We start from the raw sequence: 22,756 nt of genomic DNA, 5'->3' as shown, positions 1-22,756 counted from the left end.
TCAGGACGCAGTTTTCACTGCGGTGGTTCTTGCCGGAACCGGGGCATACAGGGCCACCGGATTGGTCTTGCCCTTGAGAGTCAGCCCTGGGCGGGCCTCGAAAACACCTTGGTCCCTGGTGAGTTGACTCAAGGTGGCAGCCGTGAAAAGCACGGTGTCGCCGGTCTGGCGGGTCGCGGATTCAACCCGGGAGGCGATGTTCACCGCGTCGCCGATCACGGAGAACTCCAAACGTCCTGCGCCACCGACATTTCCGGCCACCACCGGCCCGGAGTTCAGCCCGACGCCCACCGACAGTGTGCCGCTGAACTCGTCGTGCACGGCGGCCGCGATCTGCAACGCTGCGCCCAAGGCGTCGTCAGCGTGACGGTCCTGGCGCCGGGGTGCGCCGAAGACGGCCATCAGGCCGTCGCCCGCGTACTTGTCGACGTGGCCGCCGTGGGCGTGCACGATCGGGACGATCCGCTCGAAAAGCCGGTTGAGCGTGGTGACCACCTCGGTCGGCTGCAACCGCTCGGCGAGCGCGGTGAATCCACGGACGTCGACGAACATGAGCGTGACGTCCACCTCCTGCGCCTGCACTGACCCGACGGCGCACAGGATGTGTTCGGCCACATCGCGATCCACGTAGGTGCCGAAGGTGTCGCGGATGCGCTCCCGTTCGGCCAGACCCGCCGTCATCGTGTTGAAACCTGCTTGCAGGCGCCCGATCTCGCTGGCGTCATCGACCTCGACCCGCGCAGTGAAGTCACCTGCCTGCACCTGCCCCAGTGCCCGGCGCAGCGCGGTGACACGTTCGGTGACCGACCGGATGGCGATCAGGATCGCGAACAGCCCGACCACGATCGCCACGGCCACCAGGATCAGGATGGCCGCGAAGGTGCGTTGGGCCCGGAAGCCGATGTCGCCGAGGTAGCCGACCGCCAGTACCGCGATGCCGAACAGCGGAACCCCGGTGGCCAATAGCCAGGCCATCACCAGCCTGCGCCCGATCGTCGGCCCGACTCGCCGGTCCGGGGTGGTGCCGTCGAGGGCACGAGCCGACACCGGCCGCATGACCCGCTCGACGATCAGGTACCAGACCGCGCTCGTCGAGATACCGCCCAGCGCCACCACGCTGAAGATGTACACCGCGGTGGACACCTCTTGACTGAGCGCCAGCGAGCCGAAGATCACCGCGCCGACACCCCACACCGCGGCCGACAACCGCACCGCTTCCCCGGAGGCGCCGAGCGTCAGCCGCTGTTCCCGCGGCGTGGGCCGGCGGCCCTCACTGAGCCACGCGGTGCCGGCGGCGAACCGGTGGCGCCGTACCCGCATCATCACCGGGACCGCGACTGCCAGGAACACGACGAGTACGGTGCCGCCGCGCAAAATCAGGCGCTGGGTGTCCGCCGGGCTCAACACGATGGGGGCGGCGAAGGCCAGGAACGCGCCGACTATCCCGCCGCCACCGGCGCCGACGACGGCCGCACTGCGCACCCAGCGCTTGAATGTCAGATCACGAAGTTGGGCCCCGGCGTCGCGGGCGATGACGGCGGGGGCGACAGCGACGGGCGTCCTGAGGTGGGACAAACCGTTGACGGTGACGTCCATGAGCTGAGCTTGCGCGCGTAACCCGAACGGCCGATAGGGTAGTCGGCTACCTGTTTCGGGTCGGTGTGCGGAGTCAATCTGAAGTCGATCCGAAGTCGATGTGCACTGCCACCGGCCCTTTAGTCTGGAGTGGGACGCACGAACTCCGGCGGCACGAACGGACTAGAGGACGCAGATGAAGATAGTGCTCGGGTATGACGGATCGCTGGCGGCCAACGCGGCGATCAACAACGGTGCTGCACTGTTTCCGGCCGCCGATGCGGTAGTCGTCTATCTGTGCACGCCACCGTTCGGTAGCAAGGGGCTGCGCGCCCGGTTACGGCACTCCGCGCGCAATGTCGACGAGTTGATCGACCTCGTGGACAGCGAGAGCGAGGGTGAGGCCGCGCGTCTGGTCGACATCGGCGTGATCCTGGCCCGGGCCGCCGGCTGGAATCCCGAGGCGCTGGTCAAGCGCACCTGGGCGGGGGAAGGACTGGGGCTGGCCCAGGTGGCCGAACACCTGGAACCCGACGTGCTGATCGTCGGCGCCCGTGGTGCGGGCGCGAGCGACTCGAAGTTGGGCAGTGTCTCGGATCTGGTGGTGCACCATGCACCGCGTGCCGTGCTCGTGGTGTCCCAGAACATGATCTCGGCCGAATACGACGCGGTGGCCGACGGGCCGGTCGTGGTCGGTGTCGACGGCTCCAAGGGTTCCGACCGGGCGCTGGCTGCGGCCGGTGCCCTGTTCCCCGATCGTGAGGTGGTCTCGGTCGGGGTGGACGACGGTAGTGCGGTCGACGTCGCCTCCGCCCAGGCTGCACATCTCGTACCCAGGTTCCGCGGATCCGGCGCCGGCGCAACCGCTGATGCGCTGGTGGCGTTTGCCGAAGATCAACGGGCCGGCGTCATCGTGGTGGGCTCGCGCGGGCGGTCGGCGCTGAAGAAGGTGCTGTTGGGCAGTGTGGCGAGTGCGACGCTGCAGCGCACCTACCGACCGGTCCTGGTGGTACCGGGCGAGTAGCGCGTCTACATGTGCACGTTGCGCAGACCGCGTGCGTTGCGCAGCCCGGAGCAGTTGTAGCAACCCACGCATCCGACGCAGTCACGGCAGCGGGCACACCCGAGGCAGCCCACACACCGCAGACATGCGAAGCAGCCGACACAGGCCAGGCAGCCGAGCATCGCGAACGACAGTACGGTGAGCGCACTTCCGACCACGGCGGCGCTACTGGCCGTTGCTGCCGATCCGGCCACCCCGGCGCTGGAGGCGGTGGCAGCCGATCCGGCCACCCCGGCGCTGGAGACGGTCGCGGCCGACCCGGCCACCGCGGCGCTGACCGCGGTGGCCGCCGAACCGGCGACCGCCACACTGCGATGTGTCGCGCGCGAGCGGACGGCCGTGTTCATCCAGCTGTCTTACCGGCGTCGACGATGTAGACGGCGCCATGCACGGCGGCCGCGTCGTCACTGGCCAGGAACGCGATGGTCTTGGCGACATCGGCCACGTCCATCATCCCGCGGGGTGCGGCGATCCTCAGGATCAGATTCCAGTCGGCATCCTCCGGTGCGGCGAACTCGGTGGTCTGCGGGGTCAGCATGCCGCCCGGGCACACCGCGTTGACGCGGAGGCGCTCCGAGGTGAACTCGATGGCCAGGGCGCGGGTCAGCCCTACGAGCCCGTGCTTGGCCGCGCAGTAGCCCGCCGAGTACACCTCGCCCTCGATGCCGGCGATCGACGCGACATTGACGATGTTGCCGCCGGCCTCCAGCAGGTGCGGCAGCGCTGCCCGGCACAGGAAGAACGGCCCGTTGAGGTTGACGGCGAGATCCTTGTCCCACTCCTCGTCGGTCACCGAGACGGTGTGGCGCATCTGGTGAAAGCCCGCGACATTGATCAGCGCGTCGAGGCGGCCGAACTTCTCGACGCACTGTGCCACGGCGTCCCGGCACGCCTCCGAGGAGGAGACGTCCACCGAGGCGTAGGCGCCGCCGGGCACATCCTCGAACACCGCGGCCATCCGTTCGGCGTCTCGGGCCACACCGAACACCTTCGCGCCACGCGCGGCGAACAATTGGGCCACCGCCGCGCCGAGTCCCGATGAGGCACCGGTGACCAACGCGACCTTTCCATCCAGAGCAGTCATGGCTCACACCTTCTCACGTGGCCTGGCCGGCGGAACTGCGGCCAGCAGCGTGCGGGTGTACTCGTGGCGCGGCGCGGCGAACAGCTCCGCGGCGGGGCCGTATTCGACCACCTCGCCGGCCTGCATCACCAGCACGTCGTGGCACATGCGGTGCACCACCGCCAGGTCGTGCGCGATGAAGAGATAGGTCAGGCCCAGCTCACGCTGTAGCTCCGAGAGCAGGTCCAGCACCCGCGACTGCACGGACACGTCCAGCGATGCCGTGGACTCGTCGAGGATCAACACATCAGGTTCGGTGGCCAGAGCCCGGGCGATGCTGACGCGCTGACGTTGCCCTCCGGACAGCTCGTGCGGATAGCGGGAGGCGAAATCTGTTGGTAGGCCGACGAGCTCGAGCAACTGGGCCACTCGTTCGGCACGGCCGCGCCGGCCTGTGGCCAATCGATGTACGCGCAGCGGCTCACCGATCGCGGAGTTGACCCGGGCCCGCGGATCGAGCGAGGCGAACGGGTCCTGGAACACCAGGCTGATCCGTCGGCGCAGATCGCGCCCGCCGGCGAATACGTTGTCCCCGGCCAGCGTCGCGGTACCGGCCGACGGTGTCGCCAGTCCGGTCAGAGCTGCGGCCACCGTCGACTTGCCCGAGCCGGATTCACCGACGATCCCCAGCGTCGTTGCCCGGCGGATCTCGAACGACACGTCCTTGACCGCACGCACCGAGCCGTAGCGTACGTCAAGGCCGCTGGCCTGCAACAGAACCGGTGCATCGTCGGGGGCGGGGTCAGGCCCGGGACCGTCTACCAGTGGACGGGCCGCGAGCAACTCCCGGGTGTACGCGTGCTGCGGATGGTCGAACACGTCGAGGATCGGTGCCTGCTCGACGACCTCGCCCTCGCGCAGCACCGTGACCTCGTCGGCCACCTGACCGATGACTCCGAGGTCGTGGCTGATCCACACCACGGCAGTGCCGAAATCCCGTTGCAGATCGCCGACCAGATCGATGATCTGCGCCTGGGTGGTGACATCGAGTGCGGTGGTCGGTTCGTCGGCGATGAGTAGTTCCGGATCGCAGGCCAGGGCTATTGCGATCATCACCCGCTGGCGTTGGCCACCGGACAATTGGTGCGGATAGGTATCGAGCCGCTCCTGGGGGAGCCCGACGGCTTCGAGCAGCTCGCCGGCCCGGGTGCGCGCCTGACGCCGGCTCATCTTGCGATGTGTCTCAAGGGTTTCGGTGATCTGACGTTCCAGCGTCAGCAGTGGGTTCAGCGATGTCCCCGGATCTTGGAATACGAATCCGATCCGGCTACCGTGCACGGTCCGCAGTGCTCGGGCCGACGCCCCGATCAGTTGGGTACCGCCGGTCAGCGTGCTGGCACCGGAGGCCACGGCACCCGGCGCGTCCAACAATCCGGTGGCGGCCAGCACCGTCATCGACTTGCCCGACCCGGATTCGCCGACGATGCCGACCGTCTGCTCCCGGTGCACCTCGAACGACACACCCCGCACGATCTCGCGGCGGCCGATCGCCACCCTCAGATCATCGACCTTCAGCACCGGTCCTGATGTTGTCTGTGCTCCTCGCGTGGGCATCATCGCCGGCCCGCCCTTCTCGCCTCGATCGAGGTGCGTTGCCTGGGATCGAGCACATCGCGCAATCCGTCCCCGAACAGGTTGAACGCCAACACCATCACAAAGATCGCCGCGCCCGGGAACACCGCCATCCACCACGCCAGCGTGACGAATCCCTGGGCGTCGAAGATCATCCGGCCCAGCGATGGCTGCGGCGGCTGGATGCCCAAGCCGAGAAACGACAGCGCGGCTTCGGCCAGGATCGCGAAAGCCAGTGACAGGGACAGCTGAACGATCAACGGCCCGGCGATATTCGGCAGGATGTGCCGGATCAGGATGTAGCCGTCACCGGTGCCCATGCTTCGCGACACGGCGACGAACGGTTCCACCCGTACCCCCAGCGCCGAAGCGCGGGCCACCCGGGCGAAGATCGGGATGTAGACGATCCCGATGGCCAGCATGGTGGTGGTGATGCCGGGCCCGAGGACCGCGACGATCGCGAGTGCGAGCAGCAACACCGGGAACGCGAACATCACGTCGACGATGCGCATCACCACGGTGTCGATCCATCCGCCCCGGTAACCGGCGAGCACACCGATCATCACGCCGGTCACGGCCGCCAGCGCCACCGAGACCACCGCGACCCGGAGCGACGCGGCGATCGCCACCAGCACCCGCGAGAACACGTCGCGGCCTAGCTCATCGGTGCCGAACCAGTGGGCGGTGCCGGGGCCCTGCAGCGCGCTGGGCACGTCGATGTCGTTGATGCCGTACGGCGCGATCCAGGTGGCAGCGACCGCGACGACCAGCACGGCCAGCAGCACCGCGGCGCTGATCGCCGTCACCGGATTGGACACCAACAGCCGCCATGACGCGACGCGGGAATCCTGGGGAGTGGTCATGACAGCCGGATCCTCGGGTCGACGATCGCATACAGCGCATCCACGAGCAGGTTGATCAGCAGGAACAGCACCGCGATCAACAGCACCGCACCCTGGATCACCGGATAATCGCGTGCGGCAACGGAATTGAACACCAGTCGGCCCAAACCTGGCCAGGCGAACACCACTTCGACCACGATCACGCCGCCGAGGATCGTGGCCAGCTGGATTCCGGTGATGGTCAACACCGGAAGCAGAGCGTTGCGCACGATGTGGCGGAAGGTGACCACCGGTGGGGTCAGACCCTTCGACCGTGCGGTGCGGACATAGCCCATGGCGGCGACCTCCAGCACCGCCGAGCGCACATAGCGCGTCATGATCGCGCCGGCCACCAGACCGACTGTCAGGCCGGGCAGGATGATGTGGCGTAGCCAGCCGCCCGGATCCGCAAGCAGGGGGCGGTATCCCGAGGTCGGCAACCAGCCCAGGGTCGAGGCGAACAGGCCGATCAGCAGAATGCCCAGCCAGAAATCGGGGACCGACACGCCGAACTGGCTGGCGACCCGGACGATCGCGTCGGAGGCCCGTCCTTCCCGCAGCGCCGAGAAGATGCCGGCCGGCAGCGCGATCACCAGGGCGATGAGGATGCCGACCACCCCGAGGGACAACGTCGCCGGCAGCCGGTCGAGCAGGGTCAGAGTGACCGGGTCGCCGTTGCGGAAACTGACCCCGAGATCGCCGGTGAGCGCCGACCCCAGATAGGAGAAGAACTGCTCGACGATGGGCCGGTCCATGCCGCTGGCCGCACGCAGTGCCTCGTAGGCCTGAGGGGTGTAGCGGGTACCCAGCGCGATCCGGACCGGGTCGCCGGGCACCAGGTGTACCAGGGCGAATACCACGATCAGCACCCCGATGAGCACCACGGCCGAATACAGCAGGCGCCGGGCCAGGAACTCCGCGATGGGATGATTGGCGCGAAACACACCGAAGTTCACCGGGTTTCACCTCCGTCAAGGTCGGCGGTGCGGAACCGGACGGCGCCGTCGCGGCGCACCTGATACCCCGATAGCTTGTTGGCCCACGCCTGGATCACCGATGGGTTGTACAGGTAGATGTAGCCGGCCTCATCTGCGATCCGGGTTGCGGCCTTGGTGTAGAGGTCTTTTCGCTTGACGACATCGGTTTCGGTGCGGCCCGCGTCCAGTAGACGATCGACCTCGGGATCGGAGAACTTCTGCGCGTTGCTGGTGCCGTTCGTGTGGTGCTGGGCGTAGTAGAAGTCATCGGGGTCGATGTTCCCCAACCAGCCCATCATCAGCATGTCGAAGTGTCCGGTGTTCTGTTCGTCGAGCCAGGTGGCGAAGTCCACGGTGCGGATGTTCACCGTGATGCCAAGGGGCGTAAGGTTGTCGGCGATTATCTGGGCCGCCGTGACCGTCTCGGGATACTCGCTGGTGACCAGCATGTCCAAAGTGTGTGGTGCGGCGCCGGCCGCCTGGAGGAGTCTCCGCGCCTCGTCTACGTCGTAGCGGTAGCGGTGGTAATCGGTGAACCACGGACTGCCCCGCGGGATCGCCAGTTGGTTGGTCGCGGCGGTGCGGTAACTGGTGGCCGCAGCGATCGCGTCACGGTCGATGCCGTATGCGATGGCCTGGCGCACCCGTGGATCGTTCCACGGTGGGCGGGCTTCGTTGAGAGCCAGATACCAGTAGTCGTTGCCGGGGGTGACTGCCAGTGTGAGCGAGTCGTCGTCGCGCAACTGGGCGACGCGCTGCGGCGGTACCGAATCCGTCCAGTCGATCTCGCCGGCCTGCAGCGCCGACAACGCCGTCGTCGGCTCGGAGATGAACCGGAACGTCACCCCCGAAATCGGAGGCGGGCCTCCCCAGTAGTGCGGGTTGGCCTTGAGCGTGATCGAGTCGCCGCTACGTCGTGCGGCGAACGAGAACGGGCCGGTGCCGATGGGATGGGTTGCGATCTGCCCGCTCTCGACATTTGCCCGCTGCACGATCGCCATGCCCTTGAACCCGCCGAGGTTGGTCATCAGGTTCGGGGTGGGCCGGCGGACAGTTATCCGGACGGTCGCCGGATCGAGCGCGGTGACACTGCTGACGGCACTGAACTTGTCGACGTTGGTCAGCTGTTCGTCGATGATGCGACGGTACGAATACACGACGTCGTCGGCGGTCAGCGGCGTGCCGTCATGCCAGCGCACACCGTCGCGCAGATGAAAGGTCCAGACCAGTTGGTCGTCGCTGACCTCCCAGGACTGCGCCAGCGCGGGCCGCATCTGCAGATTCTCGTCGGGCTCGACCAGGGTGTCGAACACGTTCTCCAGTACTTCGAAGGAGAAGTAGGCACTGGTCCGGTGCGGGTCGAGTTGGTCGGGTTCGCCGGCGATGGCCGCGATGAGGTTGCCCGACGCTTCGTCGCCGAGGTCCACCCGGCTGCCGGTGGAACAGGCCGTCGAGCAGGCAGCCAGCATGAGTACCAGGACTGCTGCCAACGCTTTCACCGCTGGTCGTGTGGTCACGATTTCTCCAGGATCACCGCGGGCGATCCGTCCGTACGCTCACCCGCTGGGGCCGTCAGGCGGGTCCGTTTTGACGCGTATGGACCCATACCGGTGACGACGCTGATGAAGACTGCGATACTCACCCATTGTGACCTTCAAGCGCACGGCGGCCGCGACCGCCCTGATGTCGGCCCTGGGAATCGGACTCAGCCTGGGGGTTGCAGCTCCTGCGCAGGCCGATCCGCTCATGCAGGGCATCTACTCCTACAACCAGGAGGGCGTCGCGCACGAGAGTTGGTCGGTGTGGCCGTCCTGTGTCCCGACCGTCGGAGATCTGCGTGAGCCGCTGGAGTTGGCGGTGGCATGCCGACTGCACGTGGAAACGACCCGCGGCACCAAGGGCGGAGATGCCCGGCTGGCCGGCGGGCAGTGGGTCTATTCAACTTCGGTGCTCGAGGGAATCCAGTGTGAGAACGGAGACTGGGCGCCGATCAACGAGACCTACAAGTTCGATGATGTGGCGCTGACCGGCACCCGCAGCGTTTCCAACAACGAGGCGTGTGGCGGCACCTTGGCACCGGCGATCCACAACTTCCCGTTCACCTTGAAGTTCGAGCGGCCGCTGCAGATTCCGGTCGACACCTATCCGCTGGACTGCGAGCCGGGCGGCTTGCGGTGGTGCACCTGAGTTCGAAGGCTGAGGAACATTGCTGCCGCTGATCGACGGCAAGGTCGTCGACATCACCGGCCCGGGACGTACCGAACGGTTCGGGGTCACGAGCACTGATCTCGGGGCGTCGGTCGTCGCGCCGAACGGCAAGCTGGTGTCGGTCTTCGGGGACACGTTCTCCGGTCGCCGGGTGGGGCAGGGAGACTGGCGTTCGCCCGTGGTGCTGATCGGCACCGGCGACGCCAACCACGAGATCGTCTACGAGTCCGCCGGGGGAGCAGACCCCGCCTACGCGCGGCAACTCTGGGACTACATCCACGACGACGCGGCATCGGGGTGGCGCCGCGGCGGTATCAGCACCGTGATCCCCTCGGATCTGCTGCGCGTCGGCGACTCGCTGTACCTGCACGCGATCGTCAACCACGGTTTCGGCACGGTCATCTGGACCGAGATCTGGCGCTCCGACGACAGCGGGGTGTCCTGGACCCACATGGGCGAGCAGGCGAAGTTCCCAGCGGACCTGCATGACGGCTACGCGCAATGCTGGTCGTGGGACTTCGACCCCCACGACGGCTGGGTGTACGTGGTCGCGACCGGATTTCAGCGTGACAAGGGCATCATCCTGATGCGGGTCCGGCCCGATGAGATCGGCCGACGGTCGCAGTACTCCAGCTGGGGGTTCGTCGACGGGCGCTGGCAGTGGGGAACCCAGGCCACCCCGATCACCCCACCCGACGAACACTGGGGGGAGCTGACCTTCCGCCGCACCGCCCCCGGCCGATGGGTCCTCGGCGGATTCCTGGCGTCCTCATATGCGTTGGGCTACCGGGTGGTGTCCTCGCCGGTGGCCAACATGTACACCACCCCCGTCCAGGCGCCGATCACCGGATCGTCTTGGGACGCCGAAGATCACGCGGACAGCACGGTCGCTCAGCTGTACGGCGGCTACCTGCTGCCGGGCTCACGCTTCGGCGTCACCGGCGGTGTCGGGCTGGTGGTCTCACAGTGGCGCACTGACACCGGGTGGCCTTACCGGGCAATGCAGTTCAAGTCCACGCTCAAGGACACGTCCAAGAAGGCGCAGCGGCCTGATCCGATCAACCTGTGAGCGATCAGGCGGTGAAACCGCCGTCGACGTTCCAGTTCGCCCCGGTGACGAAGCCCGACTCCGGGCCGGCCAGGAAGCTCACCACAGCCGCAATGTCGCTCGTGTGCCCGTAGCGTCCCAGCGCGACGACTCCCTTTGCCGCCTCGGCGAATTCGCCCTGATCGGGGTTCATGTCGGTATTGATCGGACCGGGCTGCACGTTGTTGACCGTGATCCCGCGCGGGCCGAGCTCACGGGCCAGGCCGCGGGTGAGCGACGCGACCGCACCCTTGGTCATCGCATAGGCGGACAACCCCGGCTCGGGCACCCGGTCGGCGTTGATGCTGCCGATGTTGATGATCCGGGATCCCTCGCCGAGGTGGGCCACGGCACTGCGGATCGCGGCGAATACGCCACCGATATTGACCGCTACCAGCCGGTCGAACTGTTCCTGGGGGAAGTCGTCGATTGGTGAAATCACCGCCACCCCAGCGTTGTTGACGAGGACATCCAGGCCACCGAGATCCGCCACGGCCTGCTGGACGGCCGCGGCGACCTGGGCCGGATCGGCACTGTCGGCCTGAATCGCCACGGCCGTCGCGCCGTCGGCGGTCAGCTCGGCCACCAGTTTGTCGGCCTCTGCCGCAGACGAACCGTACGTGAACGCGACAGCGGCGCCGTCGGAGGCCAGACGGCGGACGATCGCTGCGCCGATCCCGCGCGAACCTCCGGTCACCAGTGCGCGCCGCCCGGCCAAAGTCGGAGATGTCATTTCGATTCCTTCCCAAAGCGTTCAAGGCTTTCCGGTCTCACCGACCGCGGGCCATGCTTGGTAAAGGTAGATGTCGGAGCGCAGATTCCCGGTGTGACTGGCCTCACTCTGTGCCAGGGTGTTCGGATGGTCAAGCGTGTAGTGGTGTGGGGTACCGGGTTCGTCGGGCAGATGGTGATCGCCGAGATCCTCGAACACCCGTTGTTCGAACTCGTCGGCGTGGGTGTCAGCAATCCGGAGAAGGTGGGCCGCGATGTCGGCGAGATCTGTGGAGTAGGTGCGCCGATCGGCATCACGGCCACCGACGACATCGACGCGCTGATCGCGCTGAAGCCCGACGCGCTGGTCCACTACGGGCCGACAGCCGCCCACGCCGACGCCAACATCGACGTCATCACCCGGTTCCTGCGGGCCGGCATCGATGTCTGTTCCACGGCGATGACCCCGTGGGTGTGGCCCAAGATGCACCTCAACCCACCCAACTGGATCGAGCCCATCACCGAGGCGTGCGAGGCCGGCGGAGCGTCGTGCTTCACCACCGGAATCGACCCCGGCTTCGCCAACGACCTGTTCCCGATGACCCTGATGGGCCTGTGCTCGGAGGTGCGCCAGGTGCGGGCGTCCGAGCTCCTGGACTACACCAATTACACCGGGGACTACGAATTCGAGATGGGCATCGGCAAACCGCCAGAACACCGCGCGCTGCTCGAAACCCCGGACATTCTCATCTTCGCCTGGGGCGCAACGGTTCCGATGATTGCGCACGCCGCGGGGATCGAACTCGACGAGATCACCACCACGTGGGACAAGTGGATCACCCCGGACGAACGCAAATCGGCCAAAGGCATCATCCCGGCCGGCAACGTCGCGGCGGTTCGCTTCACGATCAACGGTGTCTACCGTGGCGAGACCCGGATCCAGCTCGAGCACGTCAACCGCATCGGCCTGGACGCCGCACCGGACTGGCCGTCCGGAATCGACAACGACGTCTACCGCGTCGACATCGAAGGCACGCCGAGCATCTCTCAGGAGACCGCGTTCCGGTTCACCGACGGCTCCGGTCGTGATGCCGCCGCTGCGGGCTGCCTGGCCACCGGACTGCGCGCGCTCAACGCCGTGCCCGCGGTCAATGAACATTTGCCTGGCTGGGTGACACCCCTGGATCTACCACTGATTCCTGGGTTCGGCACCATTCGCTAGGTAACGCCGGCCCCGGCAAAAGAGATGGAATACCGGATAGGGTTCCTTCTCGAAACGGGGTGACATGTCAGACGGGATCGGGTTGTCGATTGGTTCGACCAACCTCACAGCAGTGGTGGTGGGCCGCGCCGCGGTGACGCGTTCGCCGGTGCTGACGCTCTACCCGCATCGGGCCCCGGAAGTGGGTGTACCCAGCGAAAACCCCAACCTGAACGAACGCGGGCTGATTCTCACCGACTTCGTCGAGCGGGTGGGGGATCCGGTCGGGATGCTGGCCCCTGACGGCTCGTCGCACCGGGGCGAGGTCGTGCTGGCCGACGCACTGGCGGCGCTGCTGCGCACGCTCACCGGTGGACGTCCACCGGCCGATCCGATCGCCGTTACGCACCCCGCGCATTGGCGGCCCAACCAAGTCGAGGCGCTGCGCACCGAGCTGGCTGCTCTCGGTGGTTTCGGTGATCCGGTGCTGGTGCCCGACGCGGTGTCGACGCTGGTCGCACTGCAGGACAACCCCGGGGTGCCGACGCGCGGTGTGATCGCCGTGTGCGACTTCGGAGGCAGCGGCACCAGCATCACTCTGGCGGACGCCGACCGCGGCTTTCAGCCGATCGCACCGACGATCCGACATCCTGACCTGTCGGGTGACCTGATCGACCAGGGGCTGCTCACCCACGTGGTGAACGACCTGTCCGCCGCCGGGACGATCGATCTGGCGAGCACCTCGGCCATCGGCTCGCTCGGTCGTCTGCGTGCCGAATGCCGGCGCGCCAAGGAACGTCTTTCCACCGAGTCCGTCACGGCCCTGGTCGCCGAACTTCCGGGGCATCGCAGCGACGTGCGACTGAACCGCAACGAACTCGATGACGTGATCGCCGAACCGCTGCGTGAGTTCATGTCTGTCCTTCAGGGTGCGATAGAACGCAGCGGGTTGCGCCCCGGCGAGCTGGTGGCGGTGGCTTCCACCGGCGGGGGCGCCCGGATCCCCGCGATCACGACGACGCTGTCCGAACACCTCCGCCTGCCGGTGATCACCGCGCCTCGACCCGAGCTGACACCGGCCATCGGCGGTGGTCTGGTCGCGGTGCGCGGAACGGCAGTGGACGGGATGACCGCGATGGCCCCGGCCTCTGCGGCTGCCCCGCCGACGCAAGCCGCGGCGCTGGTGGCGCCCGAGGCTCCGGCCGCGCCCCAGGCGCTGGCATGGTCCGATGCCGAGAACGTGCCCGACGTCGCGCCGGTCGATGACTACCGGGCCGAGGATTACGGCGACGATTACGGGGCCGACTTCGACACCGGATTGGACCCCGCGGGCGGACGGACCACGGCACGACCTCAACTCGCGTTCGGTGAGCGTGAGCTGACCGAACGCGACGAGATCGCCGCCCGGCCCTGGTATCTCCGGCCGCCGGTGATGCTGGGTGCTGGGGCCGCCGTTGTGCTGGTTGCCGTCCTGGTGGCGTTGGTGACCGTCATGGGAAGCGACGAGCCCACCCGCCCGGCGTCCACCTCCAAGGCGGTCACATCGTCCACTGCGGCCCCGGACGAACCGGCGCCTGCCGCGCCGGTCGACGAGCCCGCCACCGACCAGGCGCCGCAGACCGTCACGCACGAGGCGCCGGTCCCGCACACCGTGACGCAGACAGTGGAGCAGCCCGCTCCGGAGGCTCCGCCGGTGACGGAGAACCCGCCGCCCGCCGAGACGCCGCCGCCCCCGACGACGACGGAAGCTCCGCCTACGACCACGCAGGCGCCCACGACCACGCAGGTGCCCACGACGACGCAGGTGCCGACGACCACCCAGGCGCCATGGAGTCCCACCGCCCCGTATCCGACGATCCCCGGGCTCCCGTGGGTGCCCGCGCCCGGAGGCGGTCACACCGGGGGCTGAAGTTCAGCGCCGCGCCGACTCGGTGTCGCCGTTGCACGGCGGACCCCACAACCCGCGATGCGCTTGTCTCGCTTCGTTTTCGGCAGCAGCGACGGCGTCGTAACGGGCGACGGGGCGACCATCGTAGACGTATGCGTGGGCCATCCCGGCCCTGGCAGCCTCCACTGAATAATCCCAGCCGTCGGCTCGGACCAGGTACGCCAGGGTGCGCCCATAGCGGTCGGTCCGGTCTTGAGTCGGATCGGGCTGGAGCGCTACCCGCTGTCCGGCCATGTTCGATCTGGCGAACTCCGTAGCCTCCGGACCCCAGCAACCGATGGTGTAACCCGGCTTCTTCGTCTCAGGTGTGTCGATCCCCAGAATTCGCACGCGGAGTCGGCCGCGGACATCGTCGCGGATGTCGATGGTGTCGCCGTCGACCACTCGCAGTACTTCTGCCGTCGTCGCGATGGGGTCGGCCCGGACCGCCGGAGAGGTGATGAAGGCGATCAGAAACATCACGAAACCGATAATGCGGGTCGCCGATGCCGAAGGCGATGTCGATGTCGATGTCACGAAGGGTTACGACTGCTTCTCGCAGGCGACGCCGTCTCCGTCTCTGTCGAGATGGTCGGCATAGCCGGGATCGTCTTTGGTCATGTTGGACCTGCCATCGGCGTACGCGTCTTTGCAGTACCGATAGGGCGGGTCCGCCTGTGCCATAGGGGCTGCACCGATGGCGCCGCCGACCATGGCCGCTGCGACGAGGAAGGCACGAAACATGGGAACCCCCTTGTGATCTTGAATTGACGTGATCGTAAGTAAGCGCATGGTAGTACGCGCAGCCCGCCAGGGGGATCGTTTGCTGAGGAATCTTCTCGGTTGCTCCCGGCAAGACCTGTGGCCGGGCGTCCGTCGAGGGCTCAGCCGGCCGCCATCGTTTCCAGCGCATCGACGGCATCGGCGGTGTAGGTGAGGGTCGGGTCGAGTGTGGCTGCGGTGCGCAACGTAGCGGCCAACGCGGCCGCGGCGAGGTCGACCAGGGCATCGATGTCCACATCGCGATGGGTGATGCGGTCGATCATCATCTCGTCGAGGAAGCCGATCCAGCCATGCATGGCGGTGCGCAAAGTGGGAGGTATGGGGTCAACGATGCCCAGTGCCAACAGAATTCGCTGAGCGCCCAGCCAGCGGAGGTGTTCGATGGCCGATTGGTGTTCGGGATCGGCGCCCAGCGCACCGCGCATCAGCGCGACGAAACTGTCCGAGTACGAATCGATGTGGGCGATATGGCTGCGCAGGGCATGGCGTAGCAGATCTGCCAGGCTCGACCCCGGCGGTGCGGCGACGGTCTGCGCAGCGGCGATCTCTTCGGCGATCTCGTTCATCACGGCCAGATACAGGCCACGCTTGTTGGCGAAGTGGTGGGCGATCAAGCCGTATGCCACACCCGCGTCCTTGGCGACCTGTGCCGTGGTGACCTGATCGTACGGCCGTGTCGCGAACTGCCTTCGGGCCGCATCGACGATGAGCTGACGCCGATCGGTCGGCCTGGGACGAGTGCTCATCGGCCTGGCTGGGCCAGCGCGCTGTCGGTGTCGACCCGTCGTCCGCCGAGTGCGGCGATCGCTCGTCCGATCACCGGAACTTCCAGGGGCAGAAGTGAATAGCGCGGGTGGACGACGCGTCTCGCGCCGTGCTCCAGCCCGCGGACGATGGCCGCGGCGGTGGAGGCGGGTGCCACCGGGGGAAACGTCGGTGGCGGGGACGTCTTCCACGGCAGTTCATCGATGTCGCGCAGTGCCGTATCGGTGGCTCCGGGGACCACCTCCAGCACCCTGATGCCGGTTCCGGCCAGCTCCAGCCGCAACGATCTCGTTGCCTGGGCCAGTGCGGCTTTGGAGGCAGAGTAATAGCCGAGCAGGGGGAGCGGCACGGCCTGCACGGTGGAGGTGACGTTGACGATCACGCCGGAATCGGCCGCCCGCATGGCCGGCAGCAGCGCGGAGGTGAGCGCCAGCGGGGACCAGACGTTGACCTCGAAGACGGCGCGGGCCGCTGAAGAATCGGCCATTAGCGATTGTGCTCCGGTGAGGTTGGCGCCGGCATTGTTGATCGCGATGTCCACTCCGCCGAGCGACTCAAGGGCCCGGCGGCCGAGCTCGGCTGCCGCTCCGGGTGCGGCGAGGTCGACGGGAAGTACGACGGGTCGGCGCGCTCGAGGACCGGCTATCTGGTCGGCCAGGTCGTCGAGCAGGTCCTTGCGGCGTGCCGCCAATGCCAGCGTCGCTCCTCGCTGTGCCAGGGCCAGCGCCAGGTCGCGCCCGATCCCGCTCGATGCGCCGGTGATCAGTGCCTTCTTGCCGGCGAGGTCGGTTCTGCGGTGTCGCATGTCTGGCTCCGCTCGGCCATTGGGTTGGAGACCTCACCCTGACAGACTGACTGATAATCAGTCAAGTGGCACCCGCTGGGCGATTCGAGCCGACGCAATATGAAAATGTGAGCTGCATCACAACCTGTTACGTGCGTGGCCGATCCGGTGTCTTGTGCCTGACCCCCGAATCGAAGGAGGGAAAGGTCATGAGTGAACTACTAGGGGACATGTTCGAATCGGCCTACCGCGGCGAAGTTTCGGCGATGAGTGTTGGAGCCATCGCCGCAGGGGCGAAACCGCCGTGGAGTATCGGTGAACCGCAGCCGGAGCTCGCCGAGTTGGTCGAGCAGGGCAGATTCCACGGCGACGTACTCGACGTCGGCTGCGGGGAAGCCGCCCTCTCGCTGCACCTTGCCGAACGGGGATTCACGACCGTCGGGCTCGACCTGGCGCCTACGGCCATCAAATTGGCCAAGGCCGAGGCCGCCCGACGAGGTCTGGACAACGCCAGCTTCGAGGTCGCCGACATCAGCCGATTCTCCGGATACGACAGCAGGTTCGGCACGATCGTTGACAGCTCGGTGTTCGACGCCATTCCCGTCGAGGGTCGCGACGCTTACCACCGGTCCATCGTGCAGTCCGCCGCGCCTGGTGCTTCGTACTTCGCGCTGGTGTTCGACAAGGCCCGCCTGCCCGACGGCATTCCCGCCTACGCGGTCACCGAACACGAACTACGGGAAATCGTGGCCAGACACTGGGTGATCGAAGACATCAAGCCGGCGCGTATCCACGCCGTATTTCCCGCCGGCGCCGAGAACCTGTTCCCGATATCCGACTTCGAGGACGAGCCCAACGGCCGCAAGTCCATCCCGGCCCTCCTACTCACCGCGCACCTGGGCTGAGCACCAGCTGCGCATTGACCTATGTAACCGATTGGAGCGAATCATGCAGCACCGCATCGTCATCCTCGGGGCCGGATACGCCGGGGCATTCTCGGCCGGATACCTGGCCCGCCAACTTCACCGTGACGACTTCGAGATCACCGTCGTCAATGCCGAGCCCGATTTCGTCGAGCGGCTGCGGCTACATCAACTCGCCGCCGGGCAGGATCTGCGTCACCGCCCGCTGGCGGAGGTGTTCAGTGGCACCGCCATTCAGCTACGGGTGGCGCTGGTGACCAAGGTCGACGTCGAGCACCGGACCGTCACAGTGGCCGACGCCGAGGGGATCGAGAGGCTCGAATATGACACCCTGCTCTACGCCCTCGGCAGCACAGCGGCCGACCACGGCGTTCCGGGCGTCGGCGAGCACGCCTTCCATGTCGCGGCGCGGCCTGCGGCACGGCGACTGCGTGCACGCCTCGATGAGTTGGGCCGGGACGGGGAGGTGTTGGTGGTCGGCGGCAACCTGACCGCGATCGAGGCCGCCACCGAGTTCGCCGAATCCCGTCCGGGACTTCGGGTCAACCTCGTCACCAGCGGAGCGCTGGGGGGCTGGCTGGGCGCGAGGGCCCGCCGTCACCTGATACGTGCCTTCGACCGATTCGGTATCGCGGTACACGAGCACACCACAGTCACGCGCGTCGAGGAGTCGGCGGTAATCGCTGCCGACGGAACTGCTTTCGCCTCCGACGCGACGGTGTGGGCGGCGGGGTTCGCCGTCCACCCGATTGCCGCCGCCAGCGGCCTCACGGTGGAGCCCAACGGCCAGATCACGGTTGACCGTCAGATGCGGTCGGTCTCGCACCCGGATGTCTACGTTGCCGGTGACAGTGTCTTCGTCATCGGCGAGAACGGTTTGCCGTACCCGATGTCGTGTGCGTCCGCGGGCCCGACCAGCAAGCAGGCGACGGCAGCCATCATCGGGGACCTGACCGGGCGTGACATCCCGACCGCTTCGTTGAGCTATGTCGGCAACCACATCAGCCTCGGACGTAGGGACGGGATCTTCCAGCTGGTCGACGATGATGCGCGGGCGAAGCCGTGGGCACTTCGCGGCCGTGCGGCCGCACGCGTCAAGTCGGTGATCCTCGACGGTGCCGTGTGGGCGCTGAGTCACCCGACCCTGGGAAAGCCGAATCACAATTACCGGTTGGCGAGCGCTGGAGAGCATTCGCCTGCCGCACAACAGGTCTGACCGACGAAAGGAGATGTCGTGGCTGGGAACACGCACGGCTCAACCCAGCCAACCGAGGCGTTCCTCGCTCACCGCAACCTGCTGTTCACCATCGCCTACGAGATGCTCGGCTCGGCGGCCGACGCCGAAGACGTCCTGCAGGAAACCTGGTTGCGGTGGGTGAAGGTCGATCTGGCGCAGGTGATCGACCAGCGCGCCTACCTCGTCCGGATCACGACTCGCCAATCGCTCAACCGGTTACGGACGATGAAACGCCGCAGAGAGGCGTACGTCGGTCCTTGGCTGCCGGAGCCGCTTCTCACCACCCCGGATGTAGCCGAGGACGTCGAACTCGCCGAGAGCATGTCCATGGCCCTCATGCTCGTCCTCGAGACGTTGTCACCGACCGAGCGCGCCGTGTTCGTACTGCGCGAAGCTTTCGACATCGGTTACGACGAGATTGCCGCAGCCGTCGACAAGAGCCCGGCCGCGGTCCGCCAGATCGCGTACCGGGCCCGCCGGCACGTCGACGCCCGCCGCCCGCGCAACGTCGCCACCCCGAGTCAAGCCCAGGCCGCCGTGCACGCGTTCCAGCGCGCACTCGAAACCCGGGACCTGCAGGGCTTACTCGAGGTCCTCTCCCCGGAGGTCGTCGCCATCAGCGACGGTGGTGGCGTCAAGCAAGCCGCACCACGTCCGATCATCGGCGCCGCAAAGGTGGGTCGCTTCATCACCGGGGGCCTCGGCAGGTTCGGTGCCGCGCTGACCGTTGGGCGGACGGTGGTGAACGGCAATCCGGCACTCATTCTGCGTATGGATGGCGAACTCGACGGCGTCATGGCGGTTCGTGTCGAGGGCTCCCGCATCTCCGGCCTCTACTACGTCCGCAACCCGGACAAGCTCACCCACATCGAATCGGAGATCCCACACTCCGTTCGATGAGAACCCGCCACAGTCGGGGCGGCCAGAACCAAGCACCCCGCACTGGCATCCCGAGCGTCGGCCGATCACTATGGACGGGTGCAGAATCGCCGGCTGAAACATGACCACAGCTTCGTAACGACCAGGACCGTACGGTGCGGGTGCCGATGAGCACCGGCGCTGAAGTAGTGGTGAACCGTCTGCTCGCCGAAGGTGTCGACGTGTGCTTCGCCAACCCGGGCACGTCCGAGATGCACTTCGTCGCCGCGCTGGATGCGGCCCCGGCCATGCGCCCGGTGCTGTGCCTGTTCGAAGGCGTCGCAACCGGAGCCGCCGACGGGTACGCCCGCATCGCCGGCACCCCGGCCGCGACTCTGCTGCATCTCGGCCCGGGAATGGCCAACGGTCTGGCCAATCTGCACAACGCCCGGCGCGCTTTCACCCCGGTGGTCAATGTCGTCGGTGATCATGCGACCTACCACCAACCGCTCGACGCGCCGCTGGAATCCGACATCGACGCGCTCGGACGCTGGACACACGGTTCGGTGCACCGGCCCGAATCGGCCGCCGACCTGGACGCCGCCGTCCACAGCGCCGTGCAAAGTGCGACCGGTGTGCCCGGGCGGGTGGCCACGGTGATCCTTTCTGCCGACTATTCCTGGGGAAGCACACCGCAGAACCCCTTGCCGGACAAAGGTATTGCGGGTCCGGAAACCGGCGATGCCGACACCTTCCTGGACGTGACGGGCGCCGCCGAACTGCTGCGCACCGAGGGGGCGCGTGCGGTGCTGTTGCTCGGCGGTGCCGCCACCCACGCCGACGGCCTGAGGGCGGCAGCGCGAATCAACGCGGCCACCGGGGCGCGCGTCCTGGTCGAGACCTTTCCGGCCCGGCTGGCTCGCGGGAAAGGGGTGCCTGCCATCGAGCGCCTCGGCTACCTGGCCGAGCAGGCCACGCAGCAGCTCTCGGGGGCAACGCATCTGGTGTTGGTCGGCACGAAGTCGCCGGTGTCGTTCTTCGCCTACCCGGGCAAACCGAGCGTGCTGGTGCCCGACGGCGCCGAAGTCGGCGCCCTGCCCATCGATGAATTGACCGGCCTCGCAGATGAATTGGGCGGGGTGGTGCCGACGCCACCGCAACCCGGCCCCGCCGAATTGCCGACGGGCCCACTCAATCCGCAGAACCTGGCGCAGGTGATCGCCGCGCTGCTGCCCGAGAACGCCATCATTTCCGACGAGGCCAACACCAGCGGCGTTTTCCTGCCGGCCGCCACCGCAGGGGCGGCGGTGCACGACGTACTCACGCTCACCGGTGGTGCGATCGGACAGGGCCTGCCCGTGGCGGTGGGGGCAGCGGTTGCCGCACCGGAGCGCCCGGTGATCGCCCTGCAGTCCGACGGCAGTGCCGCATACACCATTTCGGCGCTGTGGACGATGGCCCGCGAAAACCTCGATGTCACCGTGGTGATCCTGAACAACCATGCCTACGCAATCTTGCAGCTCGAGTTGTTACGGGTCGGCACCGAAGCCAATGGAGAACGGTCGCGCTCGCTGCTCGACCTGAGCCGGCCCGACATCGACTTCGCCTCGATAGCACAGGGTTTCGGGGTGCCGGCCACCCGGGCTGCCACCGCGGAAGAGCTCGCCGATCAGTTCCGGACAGCGCTGGCGCAGCCGGGACCGCACCTGATCGACGCGGCGCTGCCGGCCTGGTCGCCAGGTTGATCACTGGCTCGGACGGCGCTTCTCCAACACCACCGCTGCGATCGGAATACGCATCTCCTCGGGCTCTGCGGACAGCCGCGCCGCGATGCCCGCATGCAGCCGGTCGTAGAACACCGGCAACCGGTCCGGGGCGCCCTCGATCACCGCGCCCAGATCGGCGAATGCGGTGAACCGGAGAAAATCCGCCCAGCGGGTGCCGAAAGCGCTTGCGTCCCTGTCGCTGCGGTAGGCGTTGAAGATCCGGTCCTCCGCATCGACCACCTCCACGTGCTGGATCTCCAGCCGCTCGAACCGTCCCGACGGGGCGAACGGTGCGGTGAAATCCGCGGCACGCCGTCCGGCGATCGGAATCGACATTCGGGCCGCCTCATCGGCGCTCACCACGCCATTGGCGATCAGCTCGGTCAGCGCGCCGACAATGGAGCGGAACAACGGCCGATAGCCCAAGTCGCCGTCATCGCTCAAAGCGGTCGTCAACACCACCAGGCGGCCGCCCGGATGCAGCTCGCGGCCGCGAAAAGCGATGAACTCGTGCCAATCGTGAGCCGCTTGCCTGGCATAGGCCGCACGCACCCGGTCGTCGTTGCTGTAGGCCGCGACGACGTGGTCGGCTACCGGCATCGGCACCTTGCTCAGTCTCGCCACTGCCCATGCCGACCAGCCCAGGTGAACACTGTTCGACGGGAGGATCTGGCCGTAGAACGACCGGCCGATCGCCGAACTGAAGGTGGCCGAATCCCGGTGCCGATAGGACTCCGGATCCTCCTCAAGGATCCGGAACATCGTGGAGAAGTCATTGTCGGCGACATCGGTGTGCGTCACCAGAACCGAGTGCTCGGGACGGGTGCGGCCGCGCACGGCTGCGATTGCGGCGTTGATCGGTTGCATCGAATTCTGCGCGGTGCCTGCCCCGTAGTCGGCGATGACGACGGGTTGTGGCGGTGTCGGGATCGGCACCGTGTGCGCCGCCAGCTCAAGAAGCTTGATCGCCGAACTGATTCCGGCGGTGTGCGGGCGGGGTGTGGTCCGGCGCGGCCTGGCCATGGCTAAGGTCGCCGCCGCCGTCGCAGCAACAGTCCGATGAGTACGCCCATGACGAAAATGATGACCAAGATGAACCACATCGGCGACTCGACGGTCACCCACAGCACGTGTACACCCACCCGGTCACGGTTCTGCGCGACGAAGATCGCAGCCAGGGCGACCAAGATCAGGGCCACCCAGTAGCGCAGAGCCAACCGGCGTGCCGGTCGGGCGGTCTCGGTACTCTCCATCTCGTCGCGAGGCATATCCCGACGGTAACCCGCACCCGACCGGCTATGACACACTTCGGCGA

At 67.2% G+C, this 22,756-nt stretch carries 23 protein-coding genes; 9 read left to right on the top strand and 14 right to left on the bottom strand.

Annotated features, from left to right (window positions below; all coding sequences use genetic code 11):
- A complete protein-coding gene (locus ACZYZF_RS14200) occupies nt 1–1,596 on the bottom strand; it encodes an adenylate/guanylate cyclase domain-containing protein (RefSeq protein WP_463746611.1) in 1,596 nt (531 codons plus the stop codon).
- 175 nt (nt 1,597–1,771) lie between these two features.
- Between ACZYZF_RS14200 and ACZYZF_RS14195 the strand changes: the two genes are divergently transcribed.
- Nucleotides 1,772–2,599, top strand: coding sequence for a universal stress protein (locus tag ACZYZF_RS14195; protein ID WP_463746612.1), 828 nt, complete (start codon nt 1,772–1,774; stop codon nt 2,597–2,599).
- Between the two features lie 5 nt (nt 2,600–2,604).
- Here ACZYZF_RS14195 and ACZYZF_RS14190 read toward each other — a convergent pair whose 3' ends face one another.
- From ACZYZF_RS14190 to ACZYZF_RS14165, 6 genes are read right to left on the bottom strand one after another with little or no spacing between them, the layout of a single operon-like run.
- The gene (locus ACZYZF_RS14190; protein WP_463746613.1) at nt 2,605–2,985 is read right to left on the bottom strand and encodes a hypothetical protein; all 381 of its coding nucleotides are present in this window, start codon (nt 2,983–2,985) and stop codon (nt 2,605–2,607) included.
- Nucleotides 2,982–3,722, bottom strand: a complete 741-nt coding sequence (locus tag ACZYZF_RS14185; protein ID WP_463836020.1) for an SDR family NAD(P)-dependent oxidoreductase — start codon at nt 3,720–3,722, stop codon at nt 2,982–2,984. The genes ACZYZF_RS14190 and ACZYZF_RS14185 overlap by 4 nt, the downstream gene beginning before the upstream one ends.
- 3 nt (nt 3,723–3,725) lie before the next feature.
- Nucleotides 3,726–5,315: an ABC transporter ATP-binding protein gene (locus tag ACZYZF_RS14180; protein ID WP_463836172.1), complete on the bottom strand. Its 1,590-nt coding sequence runs from the start codon at nt 5,313–5,315 to the stop codon at nt 3,726–3,728.
- Nucleotides 5,315–6,196, bottom strand: a complete 882-nt coding sequence (locus ACZYZF_RS14175; protein ID WP_463746616.1) for an ABC transporter permease — start codon at nt 6,194–6,196, stop codon at nt 5,315–5,317. Before ACZYZF_RS14175 ends, ACZYZF_RS14180 begins: the two co-directional genes overlap by 1 nt.
- Complete coding sequence (locus tag ACZYZF_RS14170) at nt 6,193–7,170, bottom strand: ABC transporter permease (RefSeq protein ID WP_463746617.1); 978 nt, start codon at nt 7,168–7,170, stop codon at nt 6,193–6,195. Before ACZYZF_RS14170 ends, ACZYZF_RS14175 begins: the two co-directional genes overlap by 4 nt.
- Nucleotides 7,167–8,660: an ABC transporter substrate-binding protein gene (locus ACZYZF_RS14165; protein WP_463746908.1), complete on the bottom strand. Its 1,494-nt coding sequence runs from the start codon at nt 8,658–8,660 to the stop codon at nt 7,167–7,169. The genes ACZYZF_RS14170 and ACZYZF_RS14165 overlap by 4 nt, the downstream gene beginning before the upstream one ends.
- Nucleotides 8,661–8,838: 178 nt before the next feature.
- Here ACZYZF_RS14165 and ACZYZF_RS14160 point away from each other — a divergent pair, with 178 nt between their 5' ends.
- Nucleotides 8,839–9,378, top strand: a complete 540-nt coding sequence (locus ACZYZF_RS14160; protein ID WP_463746618.1) for a hypothetical protein — start codon at nt 8,839–8,841, stop codon at nt 9,376–9,378.
- A 19-nt stretch (nt 9,379–9,397) separates the two neighbouring features.
- Complete coding sequence (locus ACZYZF_RS14155) at nt 9,398–10,468, top strand: DUF4185 domain-containing protein (RefSeq protein WP_463836019.1); 1,071 nt, start codon at nt 9,398–9,400, stop codon at nt 10,466–10,468.
- 4 nt (nt 10,469–10,472) lie between these two features.
- Here ACZYZF_RS14155 and ACZYZF_RS14150 read toward each other — a convergent pair whose 3' ends face one another.
- Nucleotides 10,473–11,219: an SDR family oxidoreductase gene (locus tag ACZYZF_RS14150; RefSeq protein ID WP_463836018.1), complete on the bottom strand. Its 747-nt coding sequence runs from the start codon at nt 11,217–11,219 to the stop codon at nt 10,473–10,475.
- Between the two features lie 126 nt (nt 11,220–11,345).
- Here ACZYZF_RS14150 and ACZYZF_RS14145 point away from each other — a divergent pair, with 126 nt between their 5' ends.
- Together ACZYZF_RS14145 and ACZYZF_RS14140 are read left to right on the top strand one after the other, a co-directional pair.
- Entirely contained in the window at nt 11,346–12,419 is a 1,074-nt protein-coding gene (locus ACZYZF_RS14145; protein ID WP_463836017.1) for an NAD(P)H-dependent amine dehydrogenase family protein, read from the top strand.
- 64 nt (nt 12,420–12,483) lie between these two features.
- Nucleotides 12,484–14,307 carry an Hsp70 family protein gene (locus ACZYZF_RS14140; RefSeq protein WP_463836016.1) on the top strand — a complete coding sequence of 608 codons (1,824 nt, stop codon included), beginning with the start codon at nt 12,484–12,486 and terminating at the stop codon, nt 14,305–14,307.
- 3 nt (nt 14,308–14,310) lie between these two features.
- Here ACZYZF_RS14140 and ACZYZF_RS14135 read toward each other — a convergent pair whose 3' ends face one another.
- From ACZYZF_RS14135 to ACZYZF_RS14120, 4 genes are all read right to left on the bottom strand, one after another.
- Nucleotides 14,311–14,805, bottom strand: a complete 495-nt coding sequence (locus ACZYZF_RS14135; protein ID WP_463746909.1) for a thermonuclease family protein — start codon at nt 14,803–14,805, stop codon at nt 14,311–14,313.
- 63 nt (nt 14,806–14,868) lie between these two features.
- Nucleotides 14,869–15,069, bottom strand: a complete 201-nt coding sequence (locus ACZYZF_RS14130) for an excalibur calcium-binding domain-containing protein (protein WP_463746623.1) — start codon at nt 15,067–15,069, stop codon at nt 14,869–14,871.
- Nucleotides 15,070–15,209: 140 nt separating this feature from the next.
- Nucleotides 15,210–15,854 carry a TetR/AcrR family transcriptional regulator gene (locus ACZYZF_RS14125; RefSeq protein WP_463746624.1) on the bottom strand — a complete coding sequence of 215 codons (645 nt, stop codon included), beginning with the start codon at nt 15,852–15,854 and terminating at the stop codon, nt 15,210–15,212.
- Nucleotides 15,851–16,678, bottom strand: coding sequence for an SDR family NAD(P)-dependent oxidoreductase (locus ACZYZF_RS14120; protein WP_463746625.1), 828 nt, complete (start codon nt 16,676–16,678; stop codon nt 15,851–15,853). The genes ACZYZF_RS14125 and ACZYZF_RS14120 overlap by 4 nt, the downstream gene beginning before the upstream one ends.
- Nucleotides 16,679–16,866: 188 nt before the next feature.
- Between ACZYZF_RS14120 and ACZYZF_RS14115 the strand changes: the two genes are divergently transcribed.
- The 4 genes from ACZYZF_RS14115 (at nt 16,867) to ACZYZF_RS14100 (ending at nt 21,420) form a co-directional block, all read left to right on the top strand.
- A complete protein-coding gene (locus ACZYZF_RS14115) occupies nt 16,867–17,562 on the top strand; it encodes a class I SAM-dependent methyltransferase (RefSeq protein WP_463746626.1) in 696 nt (231 codons plus the stop codon).
- 43 nt (nt 17,563–17,605) lie between these two features.
- Entirely contained in the window at nt 17,606–18,796 is a 1,191-nt protein-coding gene (locus ACZYZF_RS14110; protein ID WP_463746627.1) for an NAD(P)/FAD-dependent oxidoreductase, read from the top strand.
- Nucleotides 18,797–18,814: 18 nt separating this feature from the next.
- Nucleotides 18,815–19,717 (top strand): RNA polymerase sigma-70 factor, encoded by a 903-nt coding sequence (locus tag ACZYZF_RS14105; protein ID WP_463746628.1) that lies wholly within the window; start codon nt 18,815–18,817, stop codon nt 19,715–19,717.
- 146 nt (nt 19,718–19,863) lie between these two features.
- A complete protein-coding gene (locus ACZYZF_RS14100; protein WP_463746629.1) occupies nt 19,864–21,420 on the top strand; it encodes an acetolactate synthase large subunit in 1,557 nt (518 codons plus the stop codon).
- Here the strand turns inward: ACZYZF_RS14100 and ACZYZF_RS14095 are convergent, their stop codons facing one another.
- Both ACZYZF_RS14095 and ACZYZF_RS14090 read right to left on the bottom strand, forming a co-directional pair.
- Entirely contained in the window at nt 21,421–22,464 is a 1,044-nt protein-coding gene (locus ACZYZF_RS14095) for a class I SAM-dependent methyltransferase (RefSeq protein ID WP_463746630.1), read from the bottom strand.
- A 2-nt stretch (nt 22,465–22,466) separates the two neighbouring features.
- On the bottom strand, nt 22,467–22,709 hold the full coding sequence (locus tag ACZYZF_RS14090; protein ID WP_463746631.1) for a LapA family protein: 243 nt from the start codon (nt 22,707–22,709) through the stop codon (nt 22,467–22,469).
- Between the last annotated feature and the right edge of the window lie 47 nt (nt 22,710–22,756).

The sequence above is a fragment of the Mycobacterium sp. IDUB_24 genome (assembly GCF_055419385.1).
This window is presented reverse-complemented; position numbering and strand designations above follow the sequence as displayed.